Below are 16,883 nucleotides of genomic sequence, written 5' to 3'. Positions count from 1 at the left end.
ATAGCAATTACGAGAGGTGATGGGTTTCCTATAGCTAGTATGATATAATGCTAGATATTTGTTAATCTATGCCAATGCACAATTGTGAGGAGAGTGGAATAGTTGTCTACAGAGACTCGGGTATCGCAAAGTACCGCGATTATGATAGAACGCGCTCGTCGTAAGGGCATTACCGAAGAGCAGCTGTTGCATGCAGCACGCACAGGAGATGTTAGCGAACTCATTACGATTAATGAAGAGTGGTATACGTATGACGACTTCGTATCCTATGCGAACGAACATGATGAGCCGCTTGCTCAAGCAATTGCAGAGGGATATCGGATGACATTTAACACGAATAATGGTCTGTCGATATGGCTGCAAGAGCGCTTCGATGTGCAAGAGGGAGAGCATTATACCAAGGAAATGGGTCGTATTTCAGGATTGAAGCTGAGTGCAGCTGATGTCGAAGTAATTCGCTCCTCATTGGCCTTGAACTGGACATTAGTTGAAGGGTCCGCTGCGGATGGAGCGGGTACGGTAACACTGGTTGTCCGCGCTCTGCTTGAGCAATCATAAGTAGTTAATAATACGTATTATGATATAATCGAATCGTCCATTCTCTCGATGAGAGGATGGGCGGTTTTTTAGTTGTAAAGTGAATGAGTTCCTAATATAGGGGATAGCTGTTAGGATAGCAGGGATGCAGTAACGAGGGATTAGAGATATTTCATATTCTTTGAAGGTTGTTCTCGTTACCCATTTATAGGTTTACTTATTTTGTGTTACAATAGGACTTACGTGATTTTGTGATGAGAGGGCTAACGATATGAGTAAATTATCCGAACAATTAGCGCAAGAGGTAGAGAAGCGTCGTACCTTTGCGATTATTTCTCACCCAGACGCCGGTAAGACGACATTGACAGAAAAGCTGCTCCTGTTCGGTGGCGCCATCCGTCTCGCAGGTACGGTCAAGGCTCGTAAAGCGAGCAAGCATGCAACGAGTGACTGGATGGAAATCGAGAAGCAGCGTGGTATCTCGGTTACGTCATCGGTAATGCAATTTGATTATAATGGGCATCGGGTTAATATCTTGGATACACCAGGTCACCAAGACTTCAGTGAAGATACGTATCGCACATTGACAGCTGCGGATGCTGCTGTCATGTTGATCGACGTTGCGAAGGGTGTCGAGGCACAGACCATTAAGCTGTTCCAAGTATGTGCGAAGCGTGGTATTCCGATCTTTACGTTCATCAACAAGCTCGACCGTGAAGGTCGCAGTCCGTTCGAATTGATGGAAGAGATCGAGCAGGTGCTCGGAATTCGTTCTGTGCCTATGAACTGGCCGATTGGTATGGGACGCGGTCTATGCGGCGTATATGATCGCATGAAGAACCAAGTCGAGCTGTTCCAGGATGATAACACGAAGATTAGTGTGAAGAAGGTTGAGGATTACAACGATCCGGCAATTCGCCAAATTGCAGGGGACTATTTGCATGATCAATTGTGTGAAGAGTTGGAATTGTTAGACGTAGCGGGAGACGAGTTTGATTATGAGAAGGTAAAGCGCGGCGAATTGACACCCGTCTTCTTCGGAAGTGCGGTCAACAATTTCGGCGTGCAGACATTCTTGGATAACTTTCTTCAGCTTGCTCCGAAGCCAGCTCAGCGCCAATCGACGGAAGGGCCGATTGAGCCGACGAACGAGAAGTTTACGGGCTATATTTTCAAAATTCAAGCAAATATGAACCCTGCCCATCGGGATCGCATTGCCTTCTTGCGCATTTGCTCCGGCAAATTCGAGCGCGGGATGTCCGTTAAGCATGTACGGGCAGGCAAGGAGATTAAGCTTGCGCAGCCACAGCAATTCCTTGCCCAGGATCGGGATATCGTGCAGGAGGCCTTCCCAGGCGATATTATCGGTCTGTTCGACCCAGGCATTTTTCGGATTGGAGACAGCTTGAGTCAAGGCGGAGAAGTGGTGTTCGATGAGCTGCCAACCTTCTCTCCTGAGATTTTCGCCCGGGTGACGGTTAAGAATGCATTGAAGCATAAGCAGTATCAAAAAGGCGTCGATCAGTTGACTGAGGAAGGTACAATTCAAGTATTCCATTCCGCAGGCGTATTTGATGAGACGATATTGGGCGTAGTAGGTCAGCTCCAATTCGAGGTATTCGAATATCGGATGAAGGCGGAGTACGGCGTTGATGTGATGATGCAGCGTCTAACGTACCAGTTCGCAAGATGGGTAACAGGCAATCCGAAGGATATTGATCCAACGAAGTTCCGTATCAATTCACAGCTCGTGAAGGACAAGAACGGCAATTTTGTCGCATTGTTTGAGAACGAGTATGCGATGCGTACAGCTATGGACAAAATGCCGGATTTGAAGTTTATGGAGACAGCTCCTTAAGGAAAATAGACAACAAGAAGCCCGCCAGATTATTGGCGGGCTTTGTCATTATCCCAGACCCACAGGCCTGTATAGGATGGCAGTACGACACTGCCATCTGTTTCTAGCGTGAGGAACTCGCAGGCGGCGGAATCGAAAAACCAGCTTGTAATCTGCTTGGCCTCCTCCATTGAAGGGAAGCGGAAATGCGTGCTTAATTCCGTGCGCTCGAACCCGTAACGTTCTTCTAAGTCTCGAATGTACGTCCGCAATCCAGGAGGAACTTCGGGAGCGGCTACCCCCGTTCCAAGTGTCTCCCAAATCGCGATACATCCACCGGGACGCAATATGCGTCTCAGCTCGTGCATGATGCGATCTAGTAAACTGCTCTGTTCTTCACTTGTATTCCCTTCACAGGCACCATAACAGATTGTCCAGCCTGCTAGAATGAGATCAGCAGAATGATCAGCAAGCGGAAGCTTGTGGTGCAGTGCTTCATGTGTGGACAGCTTAGCGGCTGTAGGGGCGCTTATTCGTCCCAAGGATACATCAAGCCATATATTGTGCTTTAGCTGCTCTAGCATCGCTTCAGATGCGTCACAGGCTACATAGGAACCAGATTGCCAATCTCTGTTGGGCATGTCAGCTAATACAACTCGAGTAAATCTTCCGGTTCCCGCACCAATTTCGATAATCCGCTCATAATGCCGCTTATTGAGCACCTGCTGTACAGAGTGCCGCCATTCCTGCTCGATATCTTCGTACTGGATCATACGGTCATAATCGGCAGCCTGCTGGGCGTAGACGGTGTCATGATCCGGTTTCATTTTCGTGTTCGCTTGCTTGGTTTCATCCGATTGAGGTACAAGTGTCACTTTGCGATCTTGGGGTTGGGCGGTACTATCCTGCGCAGATTCGATTGTCACGGCTCTTACACCCTCTCTTTGGAAATCGTCAGCATGTGCATTAAATGATTCAACTGTTCCGCCTTTACCTCGAAGCCTTGCTGCTCTAACCATGAAATCAATCTGGAACGATCGGCGAAATATTCGTCGTGGAGTGCTTCAATTCCCTGCACGTCCCCTGCAGCTGTCAGCTCGTCAATAAAGGTAGCGCGATGCGCCTCATCCCGGAACATTAGGTCTGCGATTACAATGCGTCCATCAGGATGAAGTAACCGGATCATCTCGGCAAGGGCGATCTCTTTCTGATCATCGGTTACATGGTGAAGCGCATAGGTCGATATTATGAAGTCAAATTGTTCATCCGCTATTGGCAAAGCCAGCATGTTGCCTTGCAGCAGCCGAATATTCGGCCATTTCTCCCGACATCGCTCGAGCATCGCGTTTGATTGATCAATGCCGGTCATATCTGCCCCTAGGCGCAAGCAGCGGCCAGCCAGATTGCCCGTACCAATCCCAATTTCAAGTCCTCTTTCTCTGGTCTTTGTCTCTTGAATCGCCTCAAGACATACCCTGTCAAGAATGGCCTCATAATCGGCATGGACATCCAATGGCCCCGTACCGTTCGCTACAGCGTGATCATATTGTCCTGCCTGCTTGTCAAAATTCCAGCGGTCGCTCCAATCACTGCGCAGCTTCTGGTAGTGTCGTGATTGTTCGCCTATGGCATGTAAATCGTTCATCATCATCTCTCCCTGATTGGCTTGATCGGAATCATAGCCGTTAAGCAGCTTGTCAATTTGGCCGAGGAGCCGCTTCAGCTCGGTATATTGCAGGGCTAGCTCTTGCCGCTTTTCTAATAAAAAGGGATGGACAGACGCCATATTCCCTTGAGCTGCATCATCAATACAGCAGCGAATTTGCTCGACTGACAAATTCATCTCCCGCAGTGCGCCTATTGTCCGCAGCCGGCTTATATCCGTTTCATTGAATACGCGATAGCCATTCTGTTCTTTGGCGAGCGGAGGCAGTAGACCTTTCTGCTCATAGAAGCGTATTGCTCTCGTTGTCATCCCAAGCTGCTCTGCAGCTTCTTGAATTTTCATGGGGCATCGGCTCCTTGCTTGTTATGCTTTCATTGTATAGTTTGACGCAGCGTCAATGTAAAGCGATATGTAAAAAAAGACGCAGAACCGTTATCCCTCTATTCAAGGGTAATGGGTTCTGCGTCATTGTAATGTGGATATGCATAATTGCATTTCGTGGATGCGGGCAATGTAGATCTGATGATTATTTGCCAGCTTGTTCGTCTTGCAGTTTGCTCTGAAGCGTATCGATAAGCTGCTGACGAGCCTCGCTGCTGCTCGCCTTCCAGATCATTTCGAACAGCACACCCAATCCAGGCAATGCGCGTTCATCGTAATCGATGGAGCCCTCAATCATATCTACGATATCTTCATCGGGCTTGTTTTTTACCTTTTGCACAATGGCTTGACGCAAATTCAATGTGACGGCCACAGGCAGTCCTCCTTCCTTCGCGTGTGCTTGCTTCATGCTATAACATTCCCTGAGATGAGGACAGTCATTCAAGGAAGGGATTCGCGTTTCACCTACGGAGATGGGCATGCTATAATGAAGGGTATAGAATGTTGTCGGAAAATGGGGAAGGTGAACCTATGGCTGCCAAAAAACAATTTGCCATTATCGGTATGGGCCGATTTGGCACAAGTATAGCGAACAGCTTAAGCAAAATGGGATTTGAAGTGCTTGCGATTGATTCGAGCGAGCAGAAAATTCAGGATGTAGCGAATATGGTTACGCATGCGGTATCCGCAGAATGTACGGATGAAGAAGCGCTGAAAGCGCTTGGTGTACGCAACTTTGACGTAGTCGTTGTTGCCATCGGGCAAGATATACAGGCAAGCATCCTGACTACGCTCATCCTGAAGGATCTAGGTGTGCCGACGATCGTTGCCAAGGCGCAGAATGAACTGCACGGCAAGGTATTAAGCAAAATCGGTGCTGACAAGGTCGTATTCCCTGAACGTGATATGGGGATGCGCGTTGCGCACAACCTGATTTCGCCGAATATTTTGGATTACATCGAGTTGTCTGATGACCACAGTATTGTAGAGATTCGTGCGACGCCCCTTATGATCGGCAAGAACTTGAAGGAACTTGATATCCGCGCGAGGTATGGATGCAACGTTATGGCAATCAAGAACAACGGCAAGACTAACATTTCTCCATATGCAGAAGATCGCATTAAAGAAGGAGACGTGCTTGTCATTATTGGGCAGAACGAACATTTGAATACGATGGAGCTGGCATTTTCGGAATCATGAGAGAACCATTGAGCATTACATCGATACAGAATAATAAAGTAAAGAGCTGGGTACAGCTAAAAGAACGAAAGCACCGCAACCGTGAAGGCTTGTTCATCGTGGAAGGCATCCATCTCGTACTGGAGGCTCTGCGCTCTGATATGCAGGTGGATGTCGTGGCGTATGACATGAACAGCGGAATACCGCAGGAGTTGGAGCCATTCCACTTGCAAGAAGAGGGGGGAATATCATCCTCTGGTCGGGCTCCGGGCACGGAGTGGATTGCAGTGACGGATGCGATCATACGCAAATGCAGTGATACCGAGACCCCGCAGCCTGTCTTCGCTATTGTCCATAAGCCTGCTGCATCGGTAGACAGCTTGCTGGCATCACCGAACTCGCTCGTTATTGTTGTGGATGGCGTACAGGATCCTGGCAACCTAGGGACGATTATCCGTACCGCAGATGCAGTTGGCGCAGATGGTGTCGTCATTGGCAGAGGAACCGTTGATCTCTATAATGCGAAGACGATTCGTTCGACGATGGGTTCGCTATTCCACTTGCCGGTTGTAGAGGGGGATTTAGCTGAGCTGCTTCCTGCTGCGCAAGCACGCGGGGTTCGCCTAGCCAGCACGAGCTTGCAGGCAACGCATTCCTGCTATAGCTATGACTATCGACCAGCGACATGGCTTGTCGTCGGCAATGAGGGGCAAGGTGTCTCTCAGAACGTGCAATCGCTCGTGGATGATACGATTATTATTCCAATGCGTGGGCAGGCGGAATCGCTGAATGTAGCCATGGCTACTACAGTGCTGCTCTATGAGGCAATGAGACAGCGTCATTACTCGCAATAGATCCTGTGAATTGGTATAAATGAATATCCCTAAAAAATAGTATTTGAATAGACAAGAGACTGGAAAAGGATTGATTTACTGCACGTTCCTTTGCCCGGTCTTTTTGCATATGCGGGACCTAATCAGAGGAGGTTCAGTTTATTGAAGTATTTCATGAGTGATATACATGGTGAGTTTAATGGCCTCGAAAAATTGCTAAAGTACGCGGAGATCGATTTAACTAAGGATCAGCTTGTGTTCGGCGGGGACTATATCAATCGTGGAAAAGAAAGCGGTAAGGTTCTCAAGAAGATTAAGCAATTAGTAGACACTTATCCTGATAATGTGATTGCGTTGATTGGCAATCATGAGGAAATGATGAGGGATTACTATCAACACGGTGATAAGCTATGGCTGAAACATGGAGGGATCGATACTCTTAAGGATTTTTCGAGGGCATTTGCTGATGAGTCGGAGATGCATAAATACATAGAATGGGCCTGCGGTCTGCCATTACTCTACGAAGATGATGAATTTGTTTATACGCACGCCGGATTAAATCCTCATGAACCGTTATATCAACAGAATAGAGGTATACTTTGGATGTCAGAGTCGGATTTTTACAGCATTCCGAAGTCTATTCTTCAGAGGTTGACCGACAATAAGCCTATCGTTCATGGCCATACGCCAGTAGAGCGAATCTATTTTGACGGAGTTCGTCTGAATTGCGACATGGGTTCGAATACGTACTCGATTAAAGAGGAGCGGGGATTAGGCTTAGTCAATGTGAGTGAAATGATCTATATCGTCTATAAGACAGCTCTGAAAAAAATGGAGACACGCAATGTTTACTGCAGGTAGCAAAAATATTCATTCATATGTTCCTATTATCATACAAAAATGTATGATAATTTCCATTATTTAATTATCTATCAATGTTCTTTTTTTTGCTAGGATGGAAGATAGCGCAATCTATCATCTCTAGTAAAGTGAGGATATCGAAGTGACCTTTCGACGCAAAATTGTATTGTTAACGGCTGTAGCCGCGATGTTTATAACCGGAAGTTTGGCATGGGGAGAATCGAAGAGTGCAAGTTCAGGTTTGCCATTCGATGATATTGCAGGCATATACGGACAGCAGGATATTGTCACCTTATATAAGAAAGGCATTGTGACCGGGTCTGGTAATCGACGCTATGAACCGGAGAAATCTGTGACCCGGGCGGAGTTAATCAGCATGATCAATCGGATGTTTAATTTGCACCCTGTGACAAGCGACATTCCTGCTTATGATGACGTGCCGCGCAGCGCTTGGTATTATGGTGCGGTTCAAGCAGGGTCATTGCTGCATTTGGTACAGGGAACAGGGGAGAGAAGCTTCCAGCCGCAACAGCCTGTAACTCGCCAGGAAGCGGCTGCAATGATTGTGCGGGCGTTCAAGCAATCTACGAAATCCGGCTCTGGCGTATTATCTTATCCAGATTCATTCGATATCGCGAAATGGGCAGTACCGTATGTAAGCATTATGCAAAAGCTGGACCTTATGACTGGTGACGATAAAGGGTTCCGGCCAAATGCTCCGCTGACCCGGCAGGAGACGGCCGTCGTATTGAATCGGGCGCTTCAACGTCCTGATTGGTCGAAGGCTCTGACGAAGACCCCGCCGAAGCGCATCGAGATGGGATGGATGCATGAGCTTTCGACGCAGCAGTATATAGAGAAGGTTTCGGGCTCAACCGTTAATACATTATCGCCAAGATGGTATTTCCTTGATGCGAAGCAGACGGTAACGGATCAAACCGACAAGGCGCTCCTATCGTGGGCGAAGCAGCATGGTAAGCAGGTGTGGGCGCTTGTAGGCAATCGCTTCAATGCGGATTTGACGCATCAGGTGCTTACGGATCCAACGAAGAAGAATGCGGTCATTGCGAAGCTGTCGGGCTTTGTGAAGACATATGGGTTAGATGGTTTAAATCTTGATTTTGAAAATGTGAGACCAGATGATAGACAGGCCTTAACGGTGTTCGTGTCGGAACTGGCGGCTAAGCTGCATCAACAGAAGGCAGTCCTATCTATTGATGTGTCTCCTGACTTGGGGACAGATTGGACGGAGGCGTTTGACTATGCAGCACTTGGCAAGTCTGCGGATTATATGGTGCTGATGAGTTACGATGAGCACTGGGACGGTGCGCCGAATGCGGGATCCGTGTCATCGCTGCCATGGGTGCAGCGCGCGCTGGATAAACTTGTGGAGTCGGTTCCGGCTAACAAAGTCATCGTAGCACTTCCCTTCTATACGAGAGATTGGGCGATCAAAGAAAAAGGTGTTACTTCCCGTGAAATGACATTGAACGAGCAAGGTGAGCTGCTTCGTTCCCGCAAGGTCAAATGGGATGACCGAACATCACAGTATATCGCTGACTTCATGGATCGAGGAATAAGACATCAAGTGTGGGCAGAAGAAAGCCGCTCCCTGAGTTCGAAGTATGCAATGGCGAGCAAGCGCAATGTAGCGGGATTTGCCTATTGGTATGTAGGTGCTGAGACGAACGATGTATGGAAGGCACTAGATAATCAGTGGAGATATTCTTCGTTAACATTTTGATACAGGTTACATGTACGTAATAAATTGAATGGTGAATGAAAAAGTAATGGAGCAAATCGGAATTCAGGAGACTATTTTTATCATTCATATCGAACGAGCAATCCGTGTTAATCTGGTTGCTCGTTTTTTTGTCCTGCAATACATTACACGGTTGAATCCTTCTTTTTTCCCTCGGGCAAGCATACACTGAGAACGTACAGGCTGCTCGTTGCACCGACCGGAAGGGGGAATCGGATGTGAACAGGTGGCGTTCGAGCGGGTTCCGTGCGCGGCGATGGAGATGGCCGAAAATATCTTGGAGCAAACGCCGTCCAGGCTGGAGAGCGTCAGGGTGGCGTCCACGGCCGAGGATGCCAGTTGCAGGTCAATCAGAAGCCAAAAATGTATCATCAGGCTGGAGCAGCAGACAATCGAAGCCGAAGCGAAAACGCAGAGCCTTCTTCATTGCGCTCGTTATTATCACGCTATTGACAGTGCAATTGTTCGTCTACGTGGATAGAAATGTGAAGGGGCCACTCATGCATTTGGCTAAAATTCGTGTAAAGCAAATTGCGACACAAGCCATTAACCGAGCGATTACCGATCAGGTGATGCGTGGACGAGAACTCGATAAGCTGATTGAATGGAAAACCGATTCACGCGGTAAAGTGACAAGCTTCGTCTTGAATTACAACGAGCATATGCGGATTACCTCCGAGACGGTAGATATTGTAGAGTCCTCGCTCAAGAATATTCATGAAATCAGTGACAAGATTCCGCTTGGTCAAGCGCTGGGCAGTCCACTGATCGCTTCCTTCGGCCCACGGATACCGGTTAAGATGGAGCCGCAGGGTGCGGTTAAGGTGGAGTTGAATACCCGCCCCATGGACGTAGGCATCAATATGGTACTGGTTGAGGTGTATATCAAGGTGACGGAAGAGGTTGCGATTGTCATTCCATTCGATCTGGAGCCTGAAGTGGTTGAAACCCAAATTCCAATCTCCTATTTGCTCGTCGTAGGGGATGTTCCAATGTACTATTATGATGGCAAGGGCCAGCCAGTAGGAGCGAATCGGGAAAAAGCCCCTGCCTTGTCGCTGCCTATGCAGTCGGTTCCAAGCAGCGGAGGAAGCGGGAGTATTTCTTCCGGCAGCAAGCAGGAAGGGATAACAGTTCCAGCGCAGACTGAAACGCATGCTGATCCGACAGCTCCGGCCGAGACTGGTGATGTGCAGCAGCATGGCGGTAACGGCAATACTGGATCGTGATCGGATTATGGTGCACAAAGATATGAAATGAAAAGTATGATGAGGCTGTAAGCGATAAAAAATCAATTCTGTATGATAAAGGGAGCATGCATCTGTATCAGATGTGTAATGGAATGTGTATGGGATTCGTATATGAAGAAGGGGCACATTCATCGGTACGGCCGAAAGATGTGCCCTTTTTGCCTTATTTAGAACCCAATCGTTAGCGCCGCTTGGAATTCAGCCGCTTGCGCTTATCGGATTGTTCCCACTGGTACAGAAGCGGGTACGGATCGAACGCGTACTCGACTAAGCCGCGATCGCGATATACGCCATAGTGGAGATGCGGAGGGAACTTGCCTGATGTGCCAGGCTTGCCATATCCAGAGCTGCCAACCCATCCCACTGTCTGACCTGGGGTGACGATATCGCCAACCTTAATATGTTTTTCATAACCAGACAGGTGGGCGTAATAATGATAAATGTTATTCAGATCACGTATGCCGATCCGCCAGCCGCCGTAACGGTTCCAGCCTTTCACCTCAACGATGCCATAGCAGGTGCTGCGCACAGGAACCCCATATCCGGCAAAGATATCGGTGCCTTCATGAATACGATATCCCCCGTAATGCCGTCCCATTCCAAAAGTACTTCGATATGAATAGGAGCTTCCAAGAGGCAATGGGAAAGTGTACTCGAACAGATCTACTTTATCGAAATGCTCGAAAATCCGCGCATACTGCTGGACACGCTGAACAGCACGTGGATTGGAATAATAATGCCACAGTCCATTGCCGAAATCTTCGACATTAGGCCCATAGGCTCCAATGATCGAAGCGACGCTGTAGAGCAAGTCCACATCATTCGAGGCGTCCGCACGCTTGTCCCCGGAACCGTCACGTCCAATACCTCTAAAGATAGATATTGACTTCGGGTTGTCATCATTGATATCCGGGTTCAGCATGCCAGCCCATTTACGGGGATCCACATATACGCCTGTTAGTCGATCTGGATGTTTACGCTGTTTTGGGTTGGCTTTGGTCAACGCCCGCTCGTACTGGTCGATGGCAGCTAATCGGTACCAAGGGATTCCGGTCAGTATCGACATTTGCTCATATAAATTTCGACGCTCTTTCCATACATCCCCTGCCGGGGATGGTGCCTGACCAGAATCTTTGGCAGCTCCAGACTGCTGGCTAGACTGAATCTTCTGCTGCTGTGAACCAGACGGAGCGGCGTGAACCAACACTGCTGAATGTGGTGTCATCAGCCCCAGCCATAAGGCAAGTCCTGCACATAGATAAGATGGAGCTTGTCTCATGTCTTCATTTCCTCCTTATTCCATACCTGAAAAGGTTGATTTAATGTTAGAATGTGCGTAAATGGCCTTTTTATCCAAGCAATGGACACGTAGGTATAGATTTTGAAGGGTTCATGGTATAATACAGAATTAGGTCAAGGTTAAGCGAACAAGAAGGAAGGTAGACTCCATGAAAACGAGAGAGCAGAAGCAGAAACCAGATTGGATACGCATCAAGCTGACTACCGGAGAGAACTATTCCGAGATTAAAGATATGATGCGCTCCAAAACGTTGCACACCGTGTGCGAGGAAGCACGTTGTCCGAACATTTATGAATGTTGGGCAAATCGTACGGCGACGTTTATGATTTTGGGAGACATCTGCACTCGTGCTTGCCGCTTCTGTGCGGTCAATACCGGCATGCCGACGGAATTGGACTTGCAGGAGCCAGAACGCGTAGCAGAAGCTGCAGAGCGCATGGGCTTGCGCCATTGTGTCGTTACATCCGTAGCCAGAGACGATTTGAATGATGGAGGAGCATCGATCTTTGCAGAGACGATCCGGGCGCTACGTCGCCGGTTGCCACTCTGCAGTGTGGAAGTGCTTATCCCGGACTTCATGGGTAATTGGGATGCACTTAAGTTGGTTATGGACGCAAAGCCAGACATTCTCAATCATAACGTCGAGACGGTAGAACGGTTGTCCGACCGTGTACGTGCGAAGGCGAAGTATGAACGCACACTTGAATTGTTGAAGCGTGCGAAGGAAATGCAGCCGAACATTCCTACGAAATCCAGCATTATGCTTGGCGTAGGGGAAGAATGGGACGAAATCTTGCAGACAATGGACGATCTTCGCGCCGTTGATTGCAACATTATGACAATTGGACAGTATTTACAGCCGACGAAGAAACACTTGTTCGTTGAGAAATATTACACTCCAGAACAATTTGCAGAGCTGAAGAACGAAGGATTGAAGCGTGGGTTCAGCCATGTGGAATCGGGACCGCTTGTCCGCAGTTCCTACCATGCGCATGAACAAGTCCAGTCCGCTCATAAGTCTATGGCTACACAAGCGTAATCGTGTTGTTAGCCGCTGGCGATGAGACGGAGTTCGCCTAAAGAGTGACCGTTCGAGAAGCCGATGTTCAGCAGCGGGAAGAATGCATCATCTACTCGATGACCCAGTCTCCTTACAAGTTACTAGCGACTTGTAAGGAGCAGCGGCGGCAATCGGGAGGAGAGGGAGCATGCAGGCCTCTATGTTATGGGAACAACCTCGATAAAGCGCGCTCCTCCGTTCGTGCTTGAGCCTGCTGCGGCAGGGGAAGGGGGAATCACGGACGTGATTCAAATTGGAGGCAGATCGTACGAAGTCATTCATGAGTACAAGAACGCATGGAATCCGGAAGCATTCAAGGGTCGCTATAGCGAAGTACTAGAACGGTATGATTACATTCTAGGGGATTGGGGATACAATCAGCTTCGCCTCAAAGGCTTCTTCCGTGACACTCATGCGAAATCCACTAAGGATAGCGCCTTGTCCGGAATGATGGATTACATTAATGAATATTGCAATTTCGGATGCGCCTATTTCATATTGGAGAGGGTAGGCAACAAGGATGTCCGTGTAAGGGCTGCTGGAGATCAGGGAGATGAAGCAGAACAAGAAGGTGCAGCAGCATTGGAAGCGCCTACTGCGGATTTGCCGCCGCAGCAACCGAAGCAGGGGATCGTACTCCAGCCGAAGCAAAATAATCAGGATGCAGCAGCGGAACCAGCTGCGAAGCCATCCTCGTCTGAGCGTAAGCCTCGTCATTCGCGCAATCGCAATAAGCAGAATCATGGCAAAGGCGGTACACCGAATCAGGCAGGTGCGCAGCCACGACCTGCTGCGGAATCGAAGGAACGGGCAGAGCGGGTAGAACGCGCACCTAAAGAAGTGCGTTCCTAAGCAGACACAGCATAATACCATAGTAGATGGACTTACCGGCACCGCTTCTCATCCGTTCAAGACGAGGAGCGGTGCCGTTTGCATGAATAGGACATAGCAATGCCCGCCGTCCAGTGAACAGCGGGCATTGTGAAGTTGAACTTATACGTTATAACAGCCGTGCTCGTCATATCCGAGGAAGGCTTCACGCACCCGATTCCAGAACGGGAATGGACGATAGCGAATAAATGTTACCTTCTGATCGGCGACTCTACAGCGTATGGAGCACAGCTGCTCCAACGGAATGTTGATATGATCAACCGTCAGGAGCAATTTCTGCTTCTTCTGAGAATGGATGTCGCAATGATGATGCTTCGGCAAAATAAGCGACGATCCAAGCGTACGATACACACGGTTGTTGATGGATGAAATCTCAGCAAGTTGAATCGATGGGATCGAGGGATGAACCATAGCCCCGCCGAGACTCTTATTGTAAGCTGTACTTCCAGACGGAGTAGATACGCACACCCCATCTCCACGGAACATTTCGAACAGTTCGTCATTAATATCAATTTGAGCGACGAGCGTATTTTCTACCCCTTTAAGCGTAAACTCATTCAATGCGATGTATGTCTTGTTGGAGCCGTTGTCATGAGTAGCGACTTGCAGCTCAATTAGCGGATACTTGACGATGCGCGGTGATATTTGATCTTGAGTTCGATTATCTGCAATCAACTGAACGAGCATCTCAATTTCATCTGGCTTCCAATCCGCGTAAAACCCGAGGTGGCCGGTATGGATGCCAACAAATGCAAGTTGATCAAGCTGATCGATGTATCGATGGAACGCTTGAAGCATCGTGCCGTCTCCGCCTATGGATAATACAATATTCGGTTCGTCATCATCACGTACTAGGCCCCGATCGTTGGCCAGTTGGTGGAACGTGTCAGCTAATGCGGCAGATACGTCGTCTCCCCGGTTCATTACTGCGTACTTCAAGGCGTTGGCTCCTTTGCACTGCTTTTCATTAAGATTTATAACGAAGTATATCCAATTCCATATTATACGTTCCACATCTGGAATACAATCGCCATTTCATCTGAAGCAGATTAGCCGTTCCCTTATCTGCCCATTCGATGGAAGTATCGCAGCAATCCAACAGCCGCTGATACGATGCTCAATATAATGATAATGGCGAAGGCTGCTAGAAGACCAGTATGTGTGGCTGACCATGCTGTATTCCATACTTTCGTTGGGATTATGCTGTGGTCTAAGTCAGACAGCCACGTAGGGAGCAAGGATTGTACCGTTCTTGTATGAAGCAGCGGATACAGGATAAAAGCGGCGAATGCGGCAAGGAAGCTGTGAATGAGTCTGGAAACAAAGAAAGGAATATATCGTAAATCGCACTGATTCATAATACTAACGATTTGGGCATGGACGGACAATCCGCCCCATGACAAAATCCAAGCTGCGGCTACCACTTGTGCATGAGTGCCAGCTGAGTCCGCGGATCCAGCGCCCTTAGCGCCAAGAGTGACCTCAAATATTCCACCGGAAAAGGCGGAAGAGAGGGAGCCGGGGAGTTGAACAGTCTGAAGCAGCCCTTGCAGCACTGCCTCCCATACACGCATAACCCCAATTACAGACAGTAAGTCCATCGCAACGGAGAAAAAGACAACCAGCCCTCCTACAACGATCATAAGCTTTAAAGAGGAGGCAACAGCCTCCTGCAATAAGGTGCCGAGGGAGCGGCCATCCTTCTGCCTTGCCTCATGCATGGCCCAGAAGGCGCGGACAACGAGGGGAGTCTGCCTGACACGCTTCGTCTGTCCATGGGAGGAGATCGGCTCGACAGCTGCTGCTATGGGTGTCATAGGAGCATGCGGAGCATGGAATCGCATCAATAGCCCGACGACAAATGCCGCTCCGTAATGAGCAAGTGCAATCGTAAGAGCTAGGCTGACGTCTCCGAAAAATCCGATGGATACAGCACCTATTAGAAATATGGGATCGGATGACGTGGTGAAGGCGACGAGGCGCTCCCCTTCTTCACGGGAAATGAGCCTCTGCATTCGCAGCTGAGTGGTGAGCTTGGCTCCAACAGGGTAACCGGAAGCATACCCCATAGCGACCACAAACCCGCCGATTCCAGGGATGCGGAACATCGGGCGCATGATTGGATCAAGCAAGGTGCCAATGAAGTGTACAATGCCGAAACCAAGCAGAGCTTCGGATATAATAAAGAACGGGAGCAAGGATGGGAACAGGACGTCCCACCAGATGGCCAACCCCCGTGTCGAAGCGGATAATACGGTGTCAGGATATATGATCATTAATAAAATGAAGAGACCAATCGTTGCTGCGATGAGTACAATCTGGATGGAGGAGCTTGTCCGAGAGCGGCTCATTGTATATTCACTCCCTCTACTTCTTCAGTCAATGGGACGACCACTGCAATACAACATATGATAAAGGGACAAAAATCATGCTGTTCACCTTCAGAACAGCGCTGTGATGATACAATTCTGTCTTTATTCTGTAATCAAAACGTAAAGGAAACGCTTGCATTTATCCGTGTCATTTCGGGAAGCATTATGGTACACTAAAAATACAAGAAAGATGAAATGCGTATCCGATCGTTAGGGGTGATTGGTGTGAGCATTATTGCAGGCATCCTTGTTTGCGCTTTTGTTTATGTCATTCGGGAATCGTTAATGGGATCACCAGAAGAAGATTGGTAAAGACAAGGTAAGAAGAGACTACAACTACGGCCAGACGCTGAACAGATGCTCAGCGTTTTTTTTGTGCTTATTTGCGCGTTCACCATTCATTTGATTGAAACTTCTGCTCGTTTGTAATAAAGTGTTGAACAAGGACTACTTTATTGACGAAATGCTGGCTGTTGATGGCAGTCGCATGATGGAGAATAGATAGGAGCGATTATGGAACGGTACAGTCAAACAATATATGAGGCGATCGGCGGAGAGGCGACGGTTCGGAAGATGGTGGAGGCTTTCTATCCACGAGTCCAGGCTCATCCTTTGCTTGCGCCACTATTCCCAGAGGATATTATGCCGGTAATGGAACGACAATTCATGTTCTTGACGCAGTTTTTCGGAGGACCATCTCTCTACTCTGATCAGTTCGGACATCCAATGATGCGTGCACGTCATCTACCATTTCCGATAACGCGTGATCGTGCAGATGCATGGTTAGGCTGCATGCGGGAAGCGCTTCATGAGATAGGAATGGAGCCAGGGCTGGCAGTGATGGTTATCGATCGCTTATCGGGCCCAGCGTATCACTTTATTAATACGAATGATGAGGCTTAATTCCTTGTTCAAATAGAACGGCTCATGTATTCCATAATAGATTCGTTTTCA

General features: G+C 48.4%; 15 protein-coding genes and 1 pseudogene. 10 read left to right on the top strand and 6 right to left on the bottom strand.

The genetic code is table 11. The features are described 5' to 3' along the window. The first annotated feature begins 102 nt into the window (after positions 1–102). The gene (locus PBN151_RS22150) at positions 103–558 is read left to right on the top strand and encodes a hypothetical protein (RefSeq protein WP_021254284.1); all 456 of its coding nucleotides are present in this window, start codon (positions 103–105) and stop codon (positions 556–558) included. Positions 559–808: 250 nt separating this feature from the next. After that, positions 809–2,395, top strand: a complete 1,587-nt coding sequence (locus tag PBN151_RS22145; RefSeq protein WP_021254283.1) for a peptide chain release factor 3 — start codon at positions 809–811, stop codon at positions 2,393–2,395. Between the two features lie 29 nt (positions 2,396–2,424). On the opposite strand, the gene PBN151_RS22140 is transcribed toward PBN151_RS22145, so the two are convergent. The 3 genes from PBN151_RS22140 to sspI all read right to left on the bottom strand — a co-directional run bounded on the left by PBN151_RS22140 (position 2,425) and on the right by sspI (position 4,794). After that, positions 2,425–3,300, bottom strand: a complete 876-nt coding sequence (locus PBN151_RS22140) for a class I SAM-dependent methyltransferase (protein ID WP_072730714.1) — start codon at positions 3,298–3,300, stop codon at positions 2,425–2,427. Positions 3,301–3,305: 5 nt separating this feature from the next. Further along, positions 3,306–4,382: a MerR family transcriptional regulator gene (locus PBN151_RS22135; RefSeq protein ID WP_072730713.1), complete on the bottom strand. Its 1,077-nt coding sequence runs from the start codon at positions 4,380–4,382 to the stop codon at positions 3,306–3,308. 184 nt (positions 4,383–4,566) lie between these two features. After that, positions 4,567–4,794: a small acid-soluble spore protein SspI gene (gene sspI, locus PBN151_RS22130; protein ID WP_028533687.1), complete on the bottom strand. Its 228-nt coding sequence runs from the start codon at positions 4,792–4,794 to the stop codon at positions 4,567–4,569. A gap of 158 nt (positions 4,795–4,952) precedes the next feature. Between sspI and PBN151_RS22125 the strand changes: the two genes are divergently transcribed. The 5 genes from PBN151_RS22125 to yunB all read left to right on the top strand — a co-directional run bounded on the left by PBN151_RS22125 (position 4,953) and on the right by yunB (position 10,285). Then, complete coding sequence (locus PBN151_RS22125; RefSeq protein ID WP_021254279.1) at positions 4,953–5,621, top strand: potassium channel family protein; 669 nt, start codon at positions 4,953–4,955, stop codon at positions 5,619–5,621. Beyond that, positions 5,618–6,454, top strand: a complete 837-nt coding sequence (locus tag PBN151_RS22120) for a TrmH family RNA methyltransferase (protein WP_139295400.1) — start codon at positions 5,618–5,620, stop codon at positions 6,452–6,454. The genes PBN151_RS22125 and PBN151_RS22120 overlap by 4 nt, the downstream gene beginning before the upstream one ends. Before the next feature lie 141 nt (positions 6,455–6,595). Then, complete coding sequence (locus PBN151_RS22115; protein WP_072730712.1) at positions 6,596–7,294, top strand: metallophosphoesterase family protein; 699 nt, start codon at positions 6,596–6,598, stop codon at positions 7,292–7,294. 142 nt (positions 7,295–7,436) lie between these two features. Further along, complete coding sequence (locus PBN151_RS22110; protein ID WP_083545277.1) at positions 7,437–9,038, top strand: S-layer homology domain-containing protein; 1,602 nt, start codon at positions 7,437–7,439, stop codon at positions 9,036–9,038. A 236-nt stretch (positions 9,039–9,274) separates the two neighbouring features. Beyond that, positions 9,275–10,285 (top strand): sporulation protein YunB, encoded by a 1,011-nt coding sequence (yunB, locus tag PBN151_RS22105; protein WP_072730711.1) that lies wholly within the window; start codon positions 9,275–9,277, stop codon positions 10,283–10,285. A 202-nt stretch (positions 10,286–10,487) separates the two neighbouring features. Here the strand turns inward: yunB and PBN151_RS22100 are convergent, their stop codons facing one another. Beyond that, entirely contained in the window at positions 10,488–11,585 is a 1,098-nt protein-coding gene (locus tag PBN151_RS22100) for a M23 family metallopeptidase (RefSeq protein ID WP_072730710.1), read from the bottom strand. Positions 11,586–11,742: 157 nt separating this feature from the next. On the opposite strand from PBN151_RS22100, the pseudogene lipA reads away from it, so the two are divergent. Both lipA and PBN151_RS22090 read left to right on the top strand, forming a co-directional pair. Then, positions 11,743–12,645, top strand: a pseudogene (lipA, locus tag PBN151_RS22095) (lipoyl synthase); the annotation flags it as partial. Positions 12,646–12,831: 186 nt separating this feature from the next. Then, positions 12,832–13,518, top strand: a complete 687-nt coding sequence (locus tag PBN151_RS22090; RefSeq protein ID WP_083545276.1) for a YutD family protein — start codon at positions 12,832–12,834, stop codon at positions 13,516–13,518. 141 nt (positions 13,519–13,659) lie between these two features. Here the strand turns inward: PBN151_RS22090 and PBN151_RS22085 are convergent, their stop codons facing one another. Beyond that, on the bottom strand, positions 13,660–14,496 hold the full coding sequence (locus tag PBN151_RS22085; RefSeq protein WP_021254271.1) for an NAD kinase: 837 nt from the start codon (positions 14,494–14,496) through the stop codon (positions 13,660–13,662). A gap of 122 nt (positions 14,497–14,618) precedes the next feature. After that, the gene (gene ylbJ, locus PBN151_RS22080) at positions 14,619–15,908 is read right to left on the bottom strand and encodes a sporulation integral membrane protein YlbJ (RefSeq protein ID WP_072730709.1); all 1,290 of its coding nucleotides are present in this window, start codon (positions 15,906–15,908) and stop codon (positions 14,619–14,621) included. Positions 15,909–16,442: 534 nt separating this feature from the next. Between ylbJ and PBN151_RS22075 the strand changes: the two genes are divergently transcribed. Beyond that, on the top strand, positions 16,443–16,832 hold the full coding sequence (locus PBN151_RS22075; RefSeq protein WP_072730708.1) for a globin domain-containing protein: 390 nt from the start codon (positions 16,443–16,445) through the stop codon (positions 16,830–16,832). Positions 16,833–16,883: the final 51 nt, after the last annotated feature.

The sequence above is a fragment of the Paenibacillus sp. NAIST15-1 genome (assembly GCF_001894745.1).
Lineage (GTDB): Bacteria > Bacillota > Bacilli > Paenibacillales > Paenibacillaceae > Paenibacillus_B > Paenibacillus_B suaedae.
Note: the sequence above shows the minus strand (reverse complement) of the source record. Positions and strands in the feature narration are given on the sequence as shown.